Origin of the sequence: Nocardia xishanensis NBRC 101358, assembly GCF_001613365.1 — a bacterium.
Classification (GTDB): Bacteria; Actinomycetota; Actinomycetes; order Mycobacteriales; family Mycobacteriaceae; genus Nocardia; species Nocardia xishanensis.
Map to the genome: position 1 here is coordinate 1 of NZ_BDCF01000052.1, position 18,545 is coordinate 18,545.

Sequence of the window (18,545 nt, forward strand, 5' to 3'; positions counted from 1 at the left end):
GTGCTCGGGCAGGGGCGCGGCCAGCAGCGCGAGCGCGGTGGCCAGGCACGCGAATACCGCGAATGCCGTCAGCCGTACCCGCGAGGACATGGGATCGAGCGTACCGGGTGCGGGCGGCGCGGCATCAGGATCCGTCGCCGAGATCCCACAGTTCGGCGCGGTGCAGCGCGGCGGGCGTCAGCCCGAAGGTCCGGCGGCAGGTGCGGGTGAGCTGGGTGCTGTCGTCGAAACCCGAGGCGTGCGCGGCGGCGGCGAGGTCGTCGCCGGAGCGGAACCGGTTGACCGCCAAGCGCAGTCGCAGCCACAGGATGTACGGGCGCAACGGCATCCCGACCTGTTCGGCGAACAGGTGCGAGAGCCGGGCGGGGGAGAGCCCGACCCGCTTGGCCACGTCGGCGCCGCGCATCGAATGGTCCGGCACCAGACTCGGCAGCAGCCGCAGCGCCTCGGTTACCGCGCCGTGCCGGTGCGATCCGTTGGCGGCCATCGGCGCGCAGCGCAATTCGCGCACGATCGCAGCCACCTGCTCGGCGATCGGCGCCGTGGCGAGCGTCGCGGGCATGACCTGCTGGTCGTCGGCCCAGCCGCCCGCGTGTGCGCGGCGATCGGCGGTGGCGCCCGCCGCGGTCTCGGGATCGAGGTAGAGCGCGGCGCCCTCGGCGGCGGTCTCGATCCGGTGCGGCGCGTCGGCGGGCACGATGATCCTGGTGCCGCGATGCCGCACACCGCCCGCGTCCATCACCGTGATCGGCGTGCGCGCGGCGAGCACCTGGACGGTGTGGTGGGCGTGCAATGCGGTGGGGCGGATCGCGCCGCCGAATGCGAGAATTCCGGGTCGCAGTAAAGCCGTTGCCCGCCAGTGGGATTCGTCGGGCGTGCGGGCCTCGCCCGGACTCGAGGGTGTCGCGGACACCCCGTCGGTGACCAGAGCCTTCTCCATCGGACGCTCCCGGCAGTGACGCAATGGCCCGGGTTTCGGACCCACCGCCGAGACTATCCGGGTCACCCCGTGGCGGTGAGCGTTTCGGTCAGTTGACCCAGGAATTCACCCAAGATCGGTCGCGCGGACACGGGCCGGGAACCGGACCGGGAATCACGGTGCGAAGGACGCTGATTCGAGGCGGCGGGCCAGCCGCGCCGCGGACAGCGTCATGGCGTCGGCGGGGCGGTGCGGATCCAGCCCGGTGAGGTCGTGCACGCGGGAGAGCCGGTAGGTCACGGTGTTGCGGTGCACCATGAGCAGCCGCGCGGTGGCCAGCTGATTGAAGCCGGTGTCCACGAACGTCTCCAGCGTCTCGGCGAGCATCGGCTGGGCGTCCAGCGGGGCGAGCAGCGCGGCCAGGCCTGGTCGCGCGGCATCGCTCACCGCCACCGTGTACTCGAAGTGCAAATCCGTTCGGCGACAGATGATCTCGCGCCGGGAAAGACAGCGACCCAGCTCGGCGAGTACCCGCGCCTCGGCGGCCATCGCGGGAATCACGGCCCTGGCGGACGCGGCCCCGACGCCCACCCAGTACGGCGGGACCCGGCCGGGTGCGTGCGCGGGCAGGCGCGCGGTGAGCCCCGCGAGCGCGGCCGTGCCGTCGTCGCCCCGCGCCATCGGGACCAGCGCGGTCCAACCGCCGGTGTCCAGTCGCAAGAACACGCCGGGGATGGCTTCGACGCGGTGCCGCAGGGCCGCGGCGGGGCCGCCGTTGCTTCCGCACAGGCGGAACACCGCGACCAGGAACGCGTCGGCCACCGGGATGACCGGGCCGTTGGCCCACTCCACTGGATCACGTCCGGTCAGCAGCGCATCGGCGATGCCGCGGCGGCGTTCGAGCAACTCCCACCGCGGATCGTGCGACCGCTGCCCGGCCGCGGTGGCGATGCGGGCACTGACCAGCGTGACGTACTCGAGCAGCGCGGGCGAGGCCTCCAGCAGCAGACTCTCGTCGCCGACCGAATCGCGCAGCCGGTGCCAGAGGAAGACGGCACCGAGCCGATACCGTTCCAGCACATCGGCCAGCGGGGTGCCGTCGCGCAGCCGGTCCATCGCCAGCTCGACCAGCTCCCTGGTGTCGGCTTCGGAGGGCTCGGCGCCGCGGCGCAGATACTCGAAGAACAGGTCGACGTTGAGCTTCGCGCCGCGGGCGAAATCGGTTTCCACCAACGAGTGCGGCAGTTGCGCGTACGGCGGCAGGTTGCCGGTGAGCTCGACGCCCTTCGGTGGTCCCATGATGCCCGAGGTGTAGACGATGGTGAGCAGGTCGTCGGGACGTACCGCTCGCCACGTCGCTTCGAAAATCGAAGCTCGCATGGGCCGTGCATGATTCGGTAACCTTCTGCTCGCGTGTGCGTCCAAGCTCAGCGCATCGCGAACCCCCTCCACCAGGGGCAAAGAACAAGACTGTGCCGCGGCGGTTTGTGCACCGGACCAAACGGCCGCCTGCCCGGCATCCCCCGGAGCATCCACCCGTGGATGGTCCAAGACCGGGTCACGAGCTGTCGGCCGGGCGCGTTACCGCACGTCGGGACGGTGCAGCTCCCTTGCCAGCGTGAGGAGTTCGGGCAGGTGGGCGCCGTCCGTCGCGGCGTGCTCCAGCGCGTCCTCGAACGGGAAGGCGCGGACCTCGAGGATCTGTTCGGCGTCGGCGGGGTTGCCGGGGGAGCGGTCGAGGACGACGTCGGCGGCGCACCACAGCCACGCCTTGTGCGGGTGCGGCTGCCAGGGCCGGTATGGTTCCGGCGCGTCGCTGGTCGCGTGATGCGCGCCCAGCCACCGCACCGGGCCGACCGGGCGGGCACCCGCCTCTTCGCGCAGCTCGCGGCGCAGGCACCGATCGACGGATTCGCCCGCCTCGCGGGTGCCGCCCGGCAGGAGCCAGACGTCGCGGTCGTCGCGGCACAGCACGATCCGCTCGCCGACGAAGCAGACGGCGTGCACGTTCGTCACCAGCTCGTCAGGTGGCAGTTCGGTGGAGAAGCGGACGTCGAGGCCGCCCCATTCCCAGCGCGCGGGGGTGTGCAGCAGCGGATAGCGCTCGGCGAGACTCACTTGCCCGACGGTAGTTCAGGAAGGCGGAACAGCAGGACCTCCGGATCGAGGTTCTCCTCCTCGACGCGGAAAGCGTTGCGGAACAACTCCTGATCGCGATCGTTGCGCCGGATCACGGTGCCGATCTCGGGGTTGACCCTGCACGCGGCCGCGCAGCGCAACCAGTCGCGGGCGAAGGCGGCGTCCTGGAAGGTGGGGAAGCTGAAGCGCGGCCCCATCGCCCAGCACATGCTGAGCGCGGCGAGTTGCGCGTCGGCGGGCCAGGAGTCGAAGGCGGCGAACGGCATGACCACCGAGCCGCTGCGGTGTCGCACCATGCGGCCGCGCAGCAGGGTCTCCAGCTCGTCGAGCCGGGCGAAGACGGTGCGGTCGATGTCCTCGTCGGTCAACCGAAGCGCGGTGACGTCCGCGAACGCGCGATTGCCGCCCGCGACGAGGTCCATCCGGCTCTTCACGGCGTCCCAGGCCGCGTTGATCTCCAGGTCGGTGGCGGCCGAGCCGTCCGGGCGGCGCCACGGCAGCCTGCGGGTCGCGATGAGCGAGGCGGCTCGCTCGGCCGGAGTCGGAGCGGCGCGCACTCGTGCGGTGTCGTCGAGCTTGTTGCCGACACCGGTGCTCACGAACCCCTCGGAATCCAGGTACATCCAAGGCACCCGGCCTTCCAAGGGCACATTGAACGCCAGCCACACGCGGCGCACCGCGGCCTTCATGGACGATTCCCCTCGTCGTTGGTGCGGAAAGGTTTCGTTTCAGCATGGGACGGGGCTGGGCGGTCAACACGAGTAGCGGGCTACTCGTGTTGACCGCCCTGGTTCGGTGCAAGGGCGCGGACCGGGGGCGGTTTCAGCGCTCGCGGGTCAGTGCCCGGTAGCAAGTGTGCCACGCCCACTCGACCGGGCCGCGCTCGAATCGCCGCAGCCACGCATGGGCGCCCGCCGTGATGATCAGCACGACCACCAGGTAGATCGCGATCGTGAACGGGACACGCGCCTCGGGCGAGACGCGCGCGGCCAGGCCGAGCCCCCAGCCGTAGCACAGCGCCGAGGCGACCAGGTTCTGCAGGATGTAGCAAGACAGCGCGGTGCGGCCGATCTCGGTGAGCCGACGGCCCGCGAAACCCAGCCGCGGGCGGCGCAGAAAGAACTCGGCGACCACCGCGAGGATGCCCAAGGCGACGAACGGCGCGGTGCCGTACCGGGTGAACAGCACCAGATCGCCGCCGACGAACACGCCGGCGACGACATCGATCGGTGCGGCGATCGCGCCGATCAGCATGAGGCGTCGACGGATTCGCGCGCCCTCCGGTGCGAACACGCCCGCCCGGTACAGGCGCGCTCCCGCGAGGAACAGCGCCACCGACATGGCGAACACGAAGACGGCCTCGACGCGGAACGCGAGCGCGTTCTCCAGGCGGAAGACCACCAGATCCCAGAACGAGCCGTCCGCATAGGGATTGGGGTCGAGCGGCTCGCGCGCGGCCGAATCCCGCTGCGGGGCAAAAGCCATCGCGAGCGCGATGAGCGTCAGCATGGCGAGGTGGACGCTCGCCGCGATCACGAGCCAGCGGCGTTGCGCGCGCTCACCGGTGGCGAGCACGAACGCGACAACCAATCCGGTCACCGCGTAACCCATCAGCACGTCGAACTCGGCGACGAGCACGAAGTTGAGCACGCCGTCCAGAAAGAGCAGCCCGGCCCGCCACGGATAGCCGCCCGGCCACGGGCGTCCGCGGCGCACCGCCGAGGCCTGTTGGATGGCGAGGCCGATACCGAACATGATCGTCAGCAGGCCGAGGAACTTGCCTTGGGCCAGCTGTTGCAGCACCCGCTCGGTCCACATCCAGCCGCCGTCGGTCGCGGCGCCGAGTTCGGCGATGTAGCCGACCAGACCCTCGGGGTTGGTCAGGATCCAGATATTGGTGCCGAGCGTGCCGAGGATCGCGATGCCGCGCAGCACGTCGAGCGCTACGAGCCGCGCGGGGCGCTCGTCCGCAATGCGGGGCGGCTGGACGGTGCCCGCCCCGGTTTCGGCGATGGATTCGGTCATGTGTCGACTATCCGGCCCGCGCACCGGGGCCGCGATCCTCCGGAAGTACCACCCTGGGTATGACATTGGCCGGTGTCGCCTAGGCTCGAGGTATGCAGCGCATTATCGGTATCGAGGTCGAATACGGCATTTCCACCCCCGCCGAGCCGTCGGCCAACCCGATCCTCACCTCCACCCAGGCGGTCCTCGCGTACGCGGCCGCGGAAGGCGTGCCGCGGGCCAAGCGCACGCGCTGGGATTACGAGGTGGAGTCGCCGCTGCGCGACGCGCGCGGTTTCGACCTGAGCCGGATGAACGGACCGGCGCCGGTGATCGACGCCGACGAGGTCGGCGCGGCCAACATGATCCTCACCAACGGCGCCCGCCTGTACGTCGATCACGCGCACCCCGAGTACTCCGCGCCCGAGGTCACCGACCCGCTGGACGCGGTGATCTGGGACAAGGCGGGCGAACGGGTGATGGAGGCCGCCGCGCGGCACGCCTCGAGCGTGCCGGGAGCGCCCCGGCTGCAGCTGTACAAGAACAACGTCGACGGCAAGGGCGCCTCGTACGGCACCCACGAGAACTACCTGATGAACCGGGACACCCCGTTCAACCAGATCATCGTCGGGCTGACGCCGTTCTTCGTCTCCCGGCAGGTGATCTGCGGTTCCGGCCGGGTCGGCATCGGCCAGTCCGGCGACCACGCCGGATTCCAGCTGTCCCAGCGTTCCGACTACATCGAGGTCGAGGTCGGCCTGGAGACCACGCTGAAGCGCGGCATCATCAACACCCGCGACGAGCCGCACGCCGACGCCGACAAGTACCGCAGGCTGCACGTCATCATCGGTGACGCCAACCTCGCCGAGATGTCGACCTACTTGAAGGTCGGCACCACCGCGCTGGTGCTCGACCTCATCGAGGCGGGCGAGGACCTCTCCGACCTGCAGCTGGCCCGCCCGGTCACGGCCGTGCACCAGATCAGCCACGACCCGAGCCTGCGCGCCACCGTGGCCCTGGCCGACGGCCGTGAGCTGACGGGCCTGGCCCTGCAGCGGCTCTACCATGAGCGAGTCGCCAAGTTCATGGACCGCGAGGGCAACGACGACGCTCGCGTCCAGGACATCCTCGACAACTGGGCGATGGTGCTCGACCTGCTCGAGCGCGACCCGATGGAATGCGCGAACCTGCTCGACTGGCCTGCCAAACTGCGCCTGCTCGAAGGCATGCGCCAGCGCGAGGGCCTGAGCTGGGCCGCGCCGAAACTGCACCTGATGGACCTGCAGTATTCCGACGTACGCTTGGACAAGGGCCTGTACAACCGCCTGGTGGCGCGTGGCTCGATGAAGCGGCTCGTCTCCGAACAGCAGGTGCTCGACGCGATGACCAAGCCGCCCACCGATACCCGCGCCTACTTCCGCGGCGAGTGCCTGCGCCGCTTCGGCGCGGATATCGCGGCCGCGAGCTGGGATTCGGTGATCTTCGATCTCGGCGGCGACTCGCTCGTGCGCATTCCGACCCTGGAACCGCGCCGCGGCACCAAATCGCATGTCGGCAAGCTGCTCGACGGCGTGGACACCGCCGCCCAGCTGGTCCAGCAGCTCACCACGTAGCGGCGTCCGTCCGCGCGGGCCCGGTCGCGAATCGGGCGCTGTCCGCGCGGCGAATTGGGCACAGATCCGACATCGTGTCGGCTCGGCTGGGTAGTGTTGTTGTACGAGCACGCACATTGCTCATGATCGGAACCGTGCTCATACCTTTGGCTCCGGTCATGATGAGGACAGAGGAGGTCGGCTGCCATGGCACAAGAGCAGACCAAGCGCACCGGGGGCGGCGACGAGGACGAGGGTCCCGACGGCGTCGATGCCGCCGGTCAGGAGCGCCGCGAGAAGCTGGCGGAGGACACCGACGACCTGCTCGACGAGATCGATGACGTGCTCGAGGAGAACGCGGAGGACTTCGTCCGCGCCTATGTGCAGAAGGGCGGCCAGTGACAGCAGGTGACCCCATGCGTCTCCACCCGGGGTACGCCCTCTCCTCGTTCACCGAACACCTGCGCGCACACGCACCGGAACTGTTGCCGGGCAACAGGTTCGCTGCGATCGACGGCGCCACCGGAAACTCCGGTGGCGCTGTCGCGAAGGACGTCGCGCCGCACGGCACCACCATCGTCGCGGTCACCTACCGCGGCGGCGTGCTGATCGCAGGCGACCGCCGCGCCACCCAGGGAAACCTGGTGGCGAGCAGGGACATGGAGAAGGTGTACATCACCGACACCTACTCGGCGGCCGGCATCGCGGGCACCGCGGGTATGGCCGTCGAGATGGTTCGCCTCTTCGCGGTGGAGCTGGAGTACTACGAGAAGATCGAGGGTGTTCCGCTCACCTTCGACGGCAAGGCCAACAAGCTGTCGAAGATGGTGCGCGACAACCTCCCCGCCGCGCTGCAGGGCCTGGCCGTCGTGCCGGTGCTCGTCGGCTTCGACCAACAGGTCACCGATCCCGACCGGGTCGGTCGCATCGTGTCCTACGACGTGGTCGGCGGTCGCAGCGAGGAGCGATTCGGTTACACCGCAGTCGGTTCCGGTTCGATGTTCGCCAAGACGTCGCTGAAGAAGTTGTACGCCAAGGGAATCGACGCGAACCGGGCGATGCGCATCGCGGTCGAGGCGCTGTTCGACGCCTCGGACGACGACACCGCGACCGGTGGACCGGATCTCGCTCGCGGCATCTACCCGACGATCGTCACGATCGACGAGGACGGTGCGGTGGAGGTCCCTGAGGAGCGCATCGAGGAGATCGCCCGCGGCATCGTCGCCGACCGCGCGGCGGCGGAGGAAGGGAGCGCCAACGCATGACACTGCCGTACTACGCGTCGGCCGAGCAGATCATGCGCGACAAGACCGAGCTCGCGCGCAAAGGCATCGCTCGTGGTCGCAGTGTCATCGTTCTGGCGTACGACAAGGGAGTGCTGTTCGTCGCGGAGAACCCCTCCGCGACGCTGCACAAGGTGAGTGAGCTGTACGACCGCATCGGGTTCGCGGCCGTCGGCAAATACAACGAGTTCGAGAATCTGCGCCGCGGCGGCATCCTGCAGGCCGACCTGCGCGGTTACCAGTTCGACCGGCGGGACGTGACCGGCAGGGCGCTGGCCAACGCCTACGCGCAGACTCTCGGCACGATCTTCACCGACCAGCTCAAGCCGTACGAGGTGGAGATCTGCGTGGCCGAGGTGGGGTATCCGGAGCAGACGCCGCAGTCGGTGCTGTACCGGATCACCTTCGACGGCTCGATCGTGGACGAGCGCGAGTTCGTGGTGATGGGCGGCACGACCGAGCCCATCGTCTCCGCGCTGAAGGGGTCCTACCGGCCGGGGCTGGACCTGGCGGGTGCGATCGGCGTCGCGGTCAAAGCGTTGCAGGCCGGGATTCCCGAGGGCGCCGACAAGGACAAGCGGGTGCTCGGCGTGAGCTCGCTCGAGGTGGCCACGCTCGAGCAGGCGCGGCCGCGCAGGGCGTTCCGCAGGATCTCCGACGGCGCGCTGGAGAAGCTGCTGCAGGCGGGCAAGCCGGGGGCGAAGACCACCGTGGTCGAGCTTCCCGAGGAGTCGCCGGACTCGGAGTAGTCGAAGACGAAGGCCCGCGCCAGGACCGCCTCGAGGCGATCCTGGCGCGGGCCTTTCGCGTGCGTGCCGGGCGAACCTTCTGCACGCCGGTAGCTGGTGCGCGCGTCGGAAGATCTGTCGCGAGAAGTCGATGTGGCCGATGATTCTGTTCGCTTCCATACGCTCGGCGCACGGGTTTCCACTCTGCCCCGCGGGTCGAAATCCGCGTCTGACCGGCCGAGTGCACCGGGCATACGGTGCCGAATCGTTGTGAACCCGTATGCGTCCGTGTTGTCCGCAGCGCCACGCGAGTGCATGACATGGCTGTAATGTCGATGGTGTGCAGCGACGAATCATGGGGATCGAGACCGAGTTCGGTGTGACATGCACCTTCCACGGTCACCGTCGGCTGTCCCCCGACGAGGTAGCCCGGTACCTTTTCCGCCGGGTCGTGTCCTGGGGCCGTAGCTCTAACGTGTTCCTTCGCAACGGCGCTCGGCTGTATCTCGACGTCGGTTCGCATCCGGAGTACGCCACGGCCGAATGCGACAGTCTGCATCAGTTGGTCACCCATGACAGGGCGGGCGAGCGGGTGCTCGAGGAGTTGCTGATCGATGCCGAGCAACGCTTGGCCGAAGAAGGCATCGGCGGCGACATCTATCTGTTCAAGAACAACACCGACTCGGCGGGCAACTCCTACGGCTGTCACGAGAATTTCCTCGTGGTGCGCGCCGGCGAGTTCTCCCGGATCTCCGACGTGCTGCTGCCGTTCCTGGTGACCAGGCAGCTGATCTGCGGAGCGGGCAAGGTGCTGCAGACCCCGAAGGCGGCCACCTTCTGCCTGTCGCAGCGCGCCGAGCACATCTGGGAGGGCGTCTCCTCGGCGACCACCCGATCGCGCCCGATCATCAACACCCGCGACGAGCCGCACGCCGACGCCGAGAAGTACCGGCGCCTGCACGTGATCGTCGGCGACTCGAACATGTCCGAGACCACCACCATGCTGAAGGTCGGTACGGCCGCGCTGGTGCTGGAGATGATCGAGGCGGGCGTCTCGTTCCGCGACTTCGCGCTGGACAATCCCATCCGCGCCATCCGCGAGGTCAGCCACGATCTCACCGGACGCCGTCCGGTGCGACTGGCGGGCGGCAGGCAGGCCAGTGCCCTCGACATCCAGCGCGAGTACTACGCCCGTGCCGTCGAGCACCTACGCAACCGGGACCGCGATCCGCAGATCGACCAGGTCGTCGACCTGTGGGGCCGCACACTGGACGCGGTGGAGGCGCAGGACTTCGCCAAGGTCGACACCGAGATCGACTGGGTGATCAAGCGCAAGCTGTTCCAGCGCTACCAGGACCGCTACAACATGGAGCTCTCCGATCCCAAGATCGCCCAGCTCGATCTGGCCTACCACGACATCAAGCGCGGCCGCGGCGTCTTCGACCTGCTGCAGCGCAAGGGTCTGGCCAAGCGCATCACCGAGGACGAGGCGGTGGACGCGGCGGTCGACACCCCGCCGCAGACCACGCGCGCCAAGCTGCGCGGCGATTTCATCACCGCCGCCCAGGAGGCGGGCCGCGACTTCACCGTCGACTGGGTGCACCTCAAGCTGAACGACCAGGCGCAGCGGACCGTGCTGTGCAAGGATCCGTTCCGCTCGGTCGACGAGCGCGTCGACCGGCTGATCGCCTCGATGTAGCCGAAAACGCTGGTCCTCGACCTCAGGGTCGGGGACCAGCGGCTCGAAATCCCTCGACACCTCGGCGTCGAAGCGGCGTCGCCGCGCCCAGCCTGCCTAGGGTGGGACGCATGACCGACACGGATGTGCTCGACGAGCTGCTCGATCTCGAAGGCCGCGGCTGGGACGCGCTGTGTGCGAGCTCGGGCGCGGACTTCTACGGCGCCCTCATGACCGACGATGCCCTGATGGTCCTCGCCAACGGCATGGTGCTCGACCGCTCGGCCGTCGTCGACTCCCTGCGCCACGCGCCCCCGTGGCGCACCTACGAGATCCAGGACCCGCGACTGGTACACGTCGGCCCCGACGCCGCGGCCCTGGTCTATGTCGCCGTCGCCTACCGCGAAGGCACCACCCCCGCATTCCGCGGCGTGATGTCGAGCGTCTACCTCCGCACCCCCGACGGCTGGCGCCTGACCTGCTACCAACAAACCCGCTTCCCGGAGGAGTAGTCCGCGCTGATACGGCGTCCGGGGCTCGGCCGTCCCGGCAGGCTCAGCTTCCGGCGAGGTAGCGCTCGACCGACTCCACCTTGGCGGTCATCGCGTCGGTGACGCCGGGGCGGATATCGGCCTTCAGGACGAGGCTGCAGCGAGGGGCGATGGCGAGGACGGCCTCGGTGGCGTCCTTCACGACGCGCATCACCTCGTCCCACTCGCCCTCGAGCGTGGTGAACATGGCGTCGGTGCGGTTGGGCAGTCCGCTGGCCCGGACGATCCGCACCGCTTCGGCCACGGCGGGGCCGACGTCGACGCCCGTGCCGAGCGGAGTCACTGAGAAGGCAACGATCACCGCATCATTGTCCACGGGCGTCGGCGATCGCGCGGCCGCGAAACGCGCGCCGCCGCGCGGTGACGACGAGGTGGCGATTACCCTCTATCGGGTGGCGATATCCAAGGTCGAGCGGCTGATGAATCTGGTCATCGCGCTGCTGTCGACCCGGCAGTTCTTGAGCGCGGAGCGGATCAGGGAGAGCGTCGCGGGCTACGAGGACTCGGCCAGCGACGAGGCGTTCAGCCGCATGTTCGAACGGGACAAGAACGAGCTGCGCGACCTGGGCATTCCGCTGGAAGTCGGACCGGTGAACCGGTATTCGACGCTGGAGGGATACCGGATCAATCGCGACGCCTACGAGCTACCCGACATCGATCTGAGCGACGAGGAGGCCGCGGCGGTCGCGGTCGCGGTACAGATGTGGGAGTCGCCCGAGCTGGCGGCCGCCGCCGAAGGCGCCCTGTTGAAGCTGCGCGCCGCGGGCATCCACGTCGAAACCGACGCGGCCGTGGCGTCCGTGCCGGCCGTGCCCGCCCGCACCCGCGGATCGGAGCCGGTGCTCGGCAAGCTGCTCGCGGCCGTCGACGCCGGGCAGGCCGTTCGCTTCGAGCACCGCGGCGCGGTCAACGCGCCGTATCTGATGCGCGACGTGGAGCCGTGGGGCGTGGTGACCCATCACGGTCGCTGGTACCTGGTCGGCCACGACCGCGACCGGGACGCGGTGCGCAGCTTCCGCCTCTCCCGCATCGGCGACGACGTGACGCCGTACGGCCCCGTCAACGCGGTACACAAACCGGACGACGTCGACCTGCGCGCGATCGTCGCGCGGGTGACCAGCAGCGCGCCGGTCAGCGGCTCGGCCACGGTGTGGGTCGCCGACGGACGCGGCCAGGAGATCCGCAGGCTCGGCCAGGTGATCGAGGAACGCACCGTCGGCGGACGCGGCGGCATGGTGGTCGAGGTGCCCGTCCGCTCGCGCGACTGGCTGGCCAGGCTCATCACCGGCCTCGGACCGGACGCCCTCGTGCTCGCCCCGGACGATCTGCGCGCCGACGTGGTCGCCCGGCTGCGCTCGGTGTTCGATACGACGGAGGTGCGGGCGTGACCACCAGCCGGCTCTCGGTGCGGCTTTCCCGGCTGCTCAACATGATTCCGTACTTCATCGCCAACCCCGGCATCAGCGCGGCGGACGCCGCCGCCGACCTGGGCGTGACCACCAAGCAGCTGATGAGCGACTTGAACCAGCTGTGGATGTGCGGCCTGCCCGGCTACGGCCCCGGCGATCTCATCGACCTCTCGTTCTCGGAGGAGAGCATCGAGGTCACCTTCTCCGCCGGTATCGACCGGCCGCTGCGGCTGACCTCCACCGAGGCCACCGCGCTGCTGGTGGCGCTGCGATCGATCGTGGAGATGCCGGGCATGGTCGACCCGACCGCGGCGCATGCGGCCATCGCCAAGATCGAATCGGCCATATCGGGCGGCGTGCGCAGGGCCGCCGACGACGCTCCCGCGACGCCGGTGGAGGCGCCCGGCGTGGCGACCGTGCGCTCGGCGCTCGCCCGTCAGCACGCGCTGCGCATCATCTACTACTCGGCCAGCCGCGATGTGGTCTCCGAGCGGGTCGTCGATCCGATCCGGACCGTGCTCGTCGACGACAACAGCTATCTGCAGGGGTGGTGCCGGGAGGCCGAGGGCGTGCGGCTGTTCCGCTTCGACCGGATCGAGGCCGCCACCGAACTCGCCGAGGCCGCCCGCCCGCCGAGCCACGCCGCCACCGAGGCGGCCGCCTCGCTCGACCTGTTCCAGGACGACCCCGCGGTCCCGCTGGCGCGGCTGCGCATCCGTGGCGACTACGGCTGGGTGCTCGACCAGTACCCGATGCACCGGCTGGCCGTGCACCCGGACGGTAGCTTGGAGGCGACCATGCGCTTCGCCACCTTGGACTGGATGGCGCGCCTGCTGCTCGGCTTCGGCTCGGGCGTGACCGTGCTCGGCCCGCCGGAGCTGATCGCCGCCGTGCGCGAGCGATCCAACGCGGCCCTCGCCGCCTACCGGGACGCCGGACTAGAGGAATTGGAGTGAGGTGACCGAGCTCGGCAACTCGCCGCGGCGAGTCATGGTGCTCGGCGCGGGCAGCATCGGCGTCTTCGTCGGCGGGAAACTGGCGGCGGCCGGTGCGGACGTCACGTTCGTCGGCAGGCAGTGGTTGCTCGACGAGGTCGGCGCCTCGGGCCTGCGCCTGACCGACCTCGAGGGCGGTGAGGTGCTCGTCGCACCGGACCGGCTCACGCTCGCGACCGGTCCGGAGGACGTCGGCTCGGCCGATCTGGTGCTGGTCGCGGTGAAATCGGGGGCGACCGCGGGCGCGGTGCGCGAGCTGGCGGGCAAGATCCGGCCGGGCACCGTGGTGCTGAGCTTGCAGAACGGCATCGGCAACGACACGGTGATCCGGGAGATCCTGCCCACCTGCGTGGTGCTGGCGGGCATGGTGATGTTCAACGTCGTGCACCATCCGGAGGGTCGTTTCCATCGCGGCACCGAGGGCGGGCTCGCGGTGCAGGACGATCCGGCGCTGGCCGAGTACGTCGAGGTTTTCGAACGGGCCGGGCTGCCGCTGCGCCGCTACCCGGATCTGCGGCCCGTGCAGTGGGCCAAGCTGCTGCTCAACCTGAACAACCCGATCAACGCCCTGTCCGGACGCCCGCTGCGCGAGGAGCTGGCCGACCGCGACTACCGCCGATGCCTGGCGCTGGCGCAGCGCGAGGCGCTGGCCGCGATGAGCAAGGCGCGCATTCGCCCGGCCCGGCTCACCCCGCTGCCGCCGGAGCTGATGACCCGGCTGCTCACCGTGCCCGACGGAGTGTTCCGGCGGGTCGCGGGGCAGGTGCTCGCCATCGATCCGGTGGCCCGATCGTCGATGGCCGACGACCTCGCCGCCGGACGCAAGACCGAAATCACTTGGCTCTGCGGCGAAATCGTCGGGCTGGGCGCGATGGTCGGCTCGCCGACCCCGGTGAACGAGCGGCTCATCGAGCTCATCGTCGCGGCCGAGCAGGGCGACGGGCGAAGCTGGACGGGGCCGGAGTTGCTCGCGCAACTGCGCGCCGCCGCCGAGGCCGAGCCGCCCCGATAGCGGCGTCCTAGCCGACCGTATAGCAAAAGTCGAGGTTGAACGCCCGGTGAACGAGCGAACTGGGGAAGTTCGGGCATCAGGTGGTCCGGTAGCATCGGAGCTACCACAGTCTTGGGAGGTAACAGATGTCAGGCACGTTCAGCTGGTCGCACCTGCTGATCATCGCGCTGCTGTTCGTGGTGTTGTTCGGCGCGAAGCGGCTGCCGGACGCTGCGCGCGGCCTCGGGCGATCCTTGCGCATCTTCAAGAGCGAGGTCAGCCAGATGCAGAACGAAGCGACCCCCGCCGCAGGCACCGCGCCCGCACAGCAACCCGCGCAGCAGCTGCCGCCCGCGCAGCCCGTGAACCAGCCGACTACGCCGCACACCGAGACGAAGTCGGCCTGAGTCGAATGCTCCCGCAGGGGTGAGCCGGACTCACCCCGATCAGTGCTGTTCGGCGGTCCGTGAAGGCTTCGGTCCCTGAACCCACGGGACGCGATACCGCCGCGCCAGGCGCGGCACTCGAGCACAGGGGCAATCCACAGATATGCGAATTCCGTTCGATCCCCGGCGCAGCAGGCGCAGGACGAATCCCGACGGCACCATGTCGTTGGTCGAGCACCTGCAGGAACTGCGCAGCCGGTTGCTGAAGTCGCTGTTCGCGGTACTGCTGACCACCGTGCTCGGCTTCCTCTGGTACGCGCATTCGTTCCTCGGCATCGAGAGCCTCGGCGAGATCCTGCGCGGACCCTACTGTTCGCTGCCGCCCGAGGCCAGGGCCTCGCTGACCGCCGACGGGGCATGCCGTCTGCTGGCGACCGCGCCGTTCGAGCAGTTCATGCTCCGGTTGAAGGTCGGTTTCACCGCGGGCGTCGTGCTCGCCGCGCCGATCTGGCTCTACCAGATCTGGGCGTTCATCACGCCCGGCCTGTACGCGAAGGAACGCAAGGTCGCGGTCGGCTTCGTCACCTCGGGCACCGCGCTGTTCGCGGTGGGCGCCGTGCTCGCCTATGTCGTGGTGGCGCACGCGTTGAGCTTCCTGCTCACCATCGGCGACAACGTGCAGATCACCGCGTTGAGCGGTTCGCAATACTTCGGCTTCATCATCAATCTGCTGATCATCTTCGGCTTCAGCTTCGAGACCCCGTTGCTGATCATCGGGTTGAACCTGGTCGGCGTGCTGACCTACGAGCGGCTCAAGGCGTGGCGGCGCGGCATCATCTTCGGCCTGTTCGTCTTCGCCGCCGTGGTCACCCCGCAGGACCCGTTCTCGATGCTGGCGCTCGCCGGCGCGCTGACGGTGCTGTTCGAGGTGGCGGTGCAGATCGCCAGGATCAACGACAAGCGCACGGCACGCAGGGAGGCGCTGGCCGCGCTGGCCGACGACGAGGCCTCGCCGATCGCCGCGCCTGAGCCGATCGCGGGGGCGGAGTCGATCATGGATCCGGCGGCAAAATCCACGCGACCGGTGTCGGACTACTCCGATACTCTCTGAACGGTGACAGATCACCGGTCCCGCACCAGCGAGCTGGACAGTTTCTCCGCCGAGCTGAAATTCACTCTCGATCCCTTCCAGCGTGACGCCTGTCGTGCCCTCGAAGACGGTCACGGCGTGCTGGTGTGCGCGCCGACCGGCGCGGGCAAGACCGTGGTCGGCGAGTTCGCGGTCCACTTGGCGCTGGCCTCCGGCGGCAAATGCTTCTACACCACACCGATCAAGGCGCTGTCGAACCAGAAGTTCGCCGATCTCACCGAGCGGTACGGACGCGACAGCGTCGGCCTGCTCACCGGCGATCAGTCGATCAACCCCGACGCGCCCGTCGTGGTGATGACGACCGAGGTGCTGCGCAACATGCTCTACGCGTCCTCGGAGGCGCTGCGCGGGCTGTCGTACGTGGTGATGGACGAGGTGCACTACCTGGCCGACCGGTTCCGCGGCGCCGTGTGGGAAGAGGTCATCCTGCACCTGCCCTCGGACGTCCGGCTGGTCAGCCTGTCGGCCACGGTCAGTAATGCCGAGGAGTTCGGCGCCTGGATGGAGACCGTGCGCGGCGACACCACCGTGGTGGTCGACGAGACGCGGCCGGTGCCGCTGTGGCAGCACGTGATGGTCGGCAAGCGGATGTTCGACCTGTTCGACACCAAGTCCAGCGACCAGAAGGTGCTAGTCGACGAGGACCTCGTCCGCTACATCCGGCATCGCGAGTCCGCGGACCGGATGAACAACTGGGGCGTGCCGCGCGGTCGTGGCGGCATGCGCCGCGACTTCCGTCCGCTGCCCCGTCCCGAGGTGCTGGCCCGCCTCGACGAAGAGGGACTGCTGCCCGCGATCACCTTCATCTTCAGCCGCGCTGGATGCGACGGCGCGCTGGCCCAGTGCCTGCGGTCGCGGCTCGACCTGAGCAGGGAGGGCGAGACCGCCGAGATCGACGCGATCATCGAGAAGCACACCGGCGATCTGCCGAAGTCCGATCTCGAGGTGCTCGGTTACTGGGAGTGGCGCGAGGCGCTGCACCGCGGGCTGGCCGCTCATCACGCGGGCATGCTGCCCGCGTTCCGGCACACGGTGGAAGACCTGTTCGTCCGCGGGCTCGTGCGCGCGGTCTTCGCCACCGAGACGCTCGCCCTCGGCATCAACATGCCCGCGCGCACCGTGGTGCTGGAGCGACTGGTCAAGTTCAACGGTGAGACGCACGCCGAGCTCACCCCGGGCGAGTACACGCAGCTGACCGGTCGTGCGGGCCGCCGCGGCATCGATATCGAGGGCCACGCGGTGGTGCTCTGGCAGCCGGAGGTCGACACCAGCGCGGTGGCGGGCCTGGCGTCCACCCGCACCTATCCGCTGCGCAGCTCGTTCCGGCCCGGCTACAACATGTCGATCAACCTGATCGATCGGATGGGCGCCGCGGAATCGCGCGCCCTGCTGGAGCGGTCCTTCGCGCAGTTCCAGGCCGACCGTTCGGTCGTCGGACTGGTGCGCGGCATCGAACGCAACGAGGGCGCGCTGCGCAAGCTGCGCGGCCAGCTCGGCGACGCGGAAGGCGGCTTCCTGGAATACATTTCGCTGCGCGAGCGGATCAAGCAGCGGGAGCGTCAGCTGGCCCAGCAGAGCCGCACCGACCGGCGCGGGGCGGCGGTGAGCGCGCTGACGGCGCTGCGTCGCGGCGACGTGGTGGCGATTCCGTCCGGCCGCCGCGCCGGACTCGCGGTGATCCTGGAACCGGATACGACGCCCAACGATCCGCGACCGCTGGTGCTCACCGCGGACAAGTGGGCGGGCAGGGTATCGGTGGCCGACTTCCCGGTGCCCGCGGAGCCGCTGGGTCACATGCGGCTGCCCCGGCGCGTCGACCATCGCACCGCTCGCGCCCGCAGCGATCTCGCGTCCGCGCTGCGTAGCACCGGCATCAGCGCGCCGGGCCGCGCGCGCCGCGGCAAGCGGTCCGAGGCCGCTGACGACCGCGAACTGGCCACCCTGCGCAGGAGCTTGCGCGCGCATCCGGCGCACACCCGGCCGGACCGCGAGCAGATGAGCCGGATCGGTGAGCGCTACAACCGGCTGCTTCGCGAGACCGAGAGCATGCGCCAGAAGGTTGCCGCCACGACCAACTCGCTGGCCCGCACCTTCGACCGCATCGTGGGGCTCTTGGAGGAACGCGGTTTCGTGCACGACGGCGAGGTCACCGCGGACGGGCGCAGGCTGGCCCGCATCTACGCCGAGAGCGATTTGCTGGTCGCCGAATGCCTGCGACACGGCCTCTGGCGCGGCCTCGGCCCCGCCGAACTGGCAGGCGTCGTGTCCGCTCTGGTCTACGAATCCCGCCAGGAGGGCAGCATTCTCGGCGCCGCCGGTCCCACGGCGCCGATCCGGCGCGCGGTCGCCTCGACCATCGGCGTGTGGAGCGAACTGCGCTCCGACGAGGCGCGGCACAAGCTGCCGCCGACCAGGGAGCCCGATCTCGGATTCGTCACCGGCGTCTACAAATGGGCGCGCGGCGACGGATTGGCCGAGTCGTTGCTGGCCAGCGGCGATCAGGGTGCGCCGCTGTCGGCGGGCGATTTCGTCCGGTGGTGCAGGCAGGTGATCGACCTGCTCGATCAGATCCACAGCACGGCCGACGATCCGGAGATCGCTGGGACCGCGGCGAAGGCGGTCCGGGCCATCAGGCGGGGTGTCGTGGCGGTGGACGCCGCGTAGCGGATTCGGTTGTGATTTGATTTCTTTCGCGTACCGACCGTGGCGGAGGAGTCGTG

Annotated in this window: 18 protein-coding genes; 12 read left to right on the forward strand and 6 right to left on the reverse strand. The window is 69.5% G+C overall.

Annotated elements, in window-relative coordinates; all coding sequences use genetic code 11:
* Window positions 1-124 precede the first annotated feature (124 nt).
* The 5 genes from NX1_RS28975 to NX1_RS28995 all read right to left on the reverse strand — a co-directional run bounded on the left by NX1_RS28975 (window position 125) and on the right by NX1_RS28995 (window position 5,083).
* Window positions 125-940, reverse strand: a complete 816-nt coding sequence (locus tag NX1_RS28975) for a helix-turn-helix transcriptional regulator (RefSeq protein ID WP_068066229.1) — start codon at window positions 938-940, stop codon at window positions 125-127.
* Between the two features lie 153 nt (window positions 941-1,093).
* Complete coding sequence (locus tag NX1_RS28980; RefSeq protein ID WP_507762105.1) at window positions 1,094-2,182, reverse strand: PucR family transcriptional regulator; 1,089 nt, start codon at window positions 2,180-2,182, stop codon at window positions 1,094-1,096.
* 318 nt (window positions 2,183-2,500) lie between these two features.
* The gene (locus NX1_RS28985) at window positions 2,501-3,037 is read right to left on the reverse strand and encodes an NUDIX hydrolase (RefSeq protein ID WP_068066235.1); all 537 of its coding nucleotides are present in this window, start codon (window positions 3,035-3,037) and stop codon (window positions 2,501-2,503) included.
* Window positions 3,034-3,747: a hypothetical protein gene (locus NX1_RS28990; protein ID WP_068066238.1), complete on the reverse strand. Its 714-nt coding sequence runs from the start codon at window positions 3,745-3,747 to the stop codon at window positions 3,034-3,036. Before NX1_RS28990 ends, NX1_RS28985 begins: the two co-directional genes overlap by 4 nt.
* Window positions 3,748-3,880: 133 nt before the next feature.
* Window positions 3,881-5,083, reverse strand: a complete 1,203-nt coding sequence (locus NX1_RS28995; protein ID WP_157120170.1) for a DUF418 domain-containing protein — start codon at window positions 5,081-5,083, stop codon at window positions 3,881-3,883.
* A 92-nt stretch (window positions 5,084-5,175) separates the two neighbouring features.
* Between NX1_RS28995 and dop the strand changes: the two genes are divergently transcribed.
* The 6 genes from dop (at window position 5,176) to NX1_RS29025 (ending at window position 10,855) form a co-directional block, all read left to right on the forward strand.
* Entirely contained in the window at window positions 5,176-6,675 is a 1,500-nt protein-coding gene (gene dop, locus NX1_RS29000; protein ID WP_068066241.1) for a depupylase/deamidase Dop, read from the forward strand.
* A 186-nt stretch (window positions 6,676-6,861) separates the two neighbouring features.
* Complete coding sequence (locus NX1_RS29005; RefSeq protein WP_067781199.1) at window positions 6,862-7,056, forward strand: ubiquitin-like protein Pup; 195 nt, start codon at window positions 6,862-6,864, stop codon at window positions 7,054-7,056.
* Between the two features lie 14 nt (window positions 7,057-7,070).
* Window positions 7,071-7,919, forward strand: a complete 849-nt coding sequence (prcB, locus tag NX1_RS29010; protein WP_068066245.1) for a proteasome subunit beta — start codon at window positions 7,071-7,073, stop codon at window positions 7,917-7,919.
* Window positions 7,916-8,686, forward strand: coding sequence for a proteasome subunit alpha (gene prcA / locus NX1_RS29015; RefSeq protein ID WP_068066248.1), 771 nt, complete (start codon window positions 7,916-7,918; stop codon window positions 8,684-8,686). Before prcB ends, prcA begins: the two co-directional genes overlap by 4 nt.
* Window positions 8,687-9,005: 319 nt before the next feature.
* Window positions 9,006-10,364 carry a Pup--protein ligase gene (gene pafA / locus NX1_RS29020; protein ID WP_218024195.1) on the forward strand — a complete coding sequence of 453 codons (1,359 nt, stop codon included), beginning with the start codon at window positions 9,006-9,008 and terminating at the stop codon, window positions 10,362-10,364.
* A 110-nt stretch (window positions 10,365-10,474) separates the two neighbouring features.
* On the forward strand, window positions 10,475-10,855 hold the full coding sequence (locus NX1_RS29025; protein WP_068066347.1) for a nuclear transport factor 2 family protein: 381 nt from the start codon (window positions 10,475-10,477) through the stop codon (window positions 10,853-10,855).
* A 43-nt stretch (window positions 10,856-10,898) separates the two neighbouring features.
* Here NX1_RS29025 and NX1_RS29030 read toward each other — a convergent pair whose 3' ends face one another.
* A complete protein-coding gene (locus NX1_RS29030) occupies window positions 10,899-11,195 on the reverse strand; it encodes an MTH1187 family thiamine-binding protein (protein ID WP_068066350.1) in 297 nt (98 codons plus the stop codon).
* A 91-nt stretch (window positions 11,196-11,286) separates the two neighbouring features.
* On the opposite strand from NX1_RS29030, the gene NX1_RS29035 reads away from it, so the two are divergent.
* The 6 genes from NX1_RS29035 (at window position 11,287) to NX1_RS29060 (ending at window position 18,489) form a co-directional block, all read left to right on the forward strand.
* A complete protein-coding gene (locus NX1_RS29035) occupies window positions 11,287-12,282 on the forward strand; it encodes a helix-turn-helix transcriptional regulator (protein WP_174555539.1) in 996 nt (331 codons plus the stop codon).
* On the forward strand, window positions 12,279-13,259 hold the full coding sequence (locus tag NX1_RS29040) for a helix-turn-helix transcriptional regulator (RefSeq protein ID WP_281217347.1): 981 nt from the start codon (window positions 12,279-12,281) through the stop codon (window positions 13,257-13,259). The genes NX1_RS29035 and NX1_RS29040 overlap by 4 nt, the downstream gene beginning before the upstream one ends.
* Before the next feature lie 34 nt (window positions 13,260-13,293).
* Window positions 13,294-14,310, forward strand: a complete 1,017-nt coding sequence (locus tag NX1_RS29045; RefSeq protein WP_068066359.1) for a 2-dehydropantoate 2-reductase — start codon at window positions 13,294-13,296, stop codon at window positions 14,308-14,310.
* A 125-nt stretch (window positions 14,311-14,435) separates the two neighbouring features.
* Window positions 14,436-14,696, forward strand: a complete 261-nt coding sequence (gene tatA, locus NX1_RS29050) for a Sec-independent protein translocase subunit TatA (RefSeq protein WP_068066254.1) — start codon at window positions 14,436-14,438, stop codon at window positions 14,694-14,696.
* A gap of 142 nt (window positions 14,697-14,838) precedes the next feature.
* Window positions 14,839-15,786: a twin-arginine translocase subunit TatC gene (gene tatC / locus NX1_RS29055; protein WP_068066256.1), complete on the forward strand. Its 948-nt coding sequence runs from the start codon at window positions 14,839-14,841 to the stop codon at window positions 15,784-15,786.
* Window positions 15,787-15,789: 3 nt separating this feature from the next.
* Window positions 15,790-18,489 carry a DEAD/DEAH box helicase gene (locus NX1_RS29060; protein WP_068066259.1) on the forward strand — a complete coding sequence of 900 codons (2,700 nt, stop codon included), beginning with the start codon at window positions 15,790-15,792 and terminating at the stop codon, window positions 18,487-18,489.
* Window positions 18,490-18,545 lie beyond the last annotated feature (56 nt).

What these genes read in the sequence shown, in the direction of transcription:
- NX1_RS28975 (WP_068066229.1), bottom strand. Translation starts at nt 940, where the DNA reads ATGGAGAAGGCTCTGGTCACCGACGGGGTGTCCGCGACACCCTCGAGT.
- NX1_RS28990 (WP_068066238.1), bottom strand. Translation starts at nt 3,747, where the DNA reads ATGAAGGCCGCGGTGCGCCGCGTGTGGCTGGCGTTCAATGTGCCCTTG.
- NX1_RS28995 (WP_157120170.1), bottom strand. Translation starts at nt 5,083, where the DNA reads ATGACCGAATCCATCGCCGAAACCGGGGCGGGCACCGTCCAGCCGCCC.
- dop (WP_068066241.1), top strand. Translation starts at nt 5,176, where the DNA reads ATGCAGCGCATTATCGGTATCGAGGTCGAATACGGCATTTCCACCCCC.
- NX1_RS29005 (WP_067781199.1), top strand. Translation starts at nt 6,862, where the DNA reads ATGGCACAAGAGCAGACCAAGCGCACCGGGGGCGGCGACGAGGACGAG.
- prcB (WP_068066245.1), top strand. Translation starts at nt 7,071, where the DNA reads ATGCGTCTCCACCCGGGGTACGCCCTCTCCTCGTTCACCGAACACCTG.
- prcA (WP_068066248.1), top strand. Translation starts at nt 7,916, where the DNA reads ATGACACTGCCGTACTACGCGTCGGCCGAGCAGATCATGCGCGACAAG.
- NX1_RS29025 (WP_068066347.1), top strand. Translation starts at nt 10,475, where the DNA reads ATGACCGACACGGATGTGCTCGACGAGCTGCTCGATCTCGAAGGCCGC.
- NX1_RS29045 (WP_068066359.1), top strand. Translation starts at nt 13,294, where the DNA reads ATGGTGCTCGGCGCGGGCAGCATCGGCGTCTTCGTCGGCGGGAAACTG.
- tatA (WP_068066254.1), top strand. Translation starts at nt 14,436, where the DNA reads ATGTCAGGCACGTTCAGCTGGTCGCACCTGCTGATCATCGCGCTGCTG.
- tatC (WP_068066256.1), top strand. Translation starts at nt 14,839, where the DNA reads ATGCGAATTCCGTTCGATCCCCGGCGCAGCAGGCGCAGGACGAATCCC.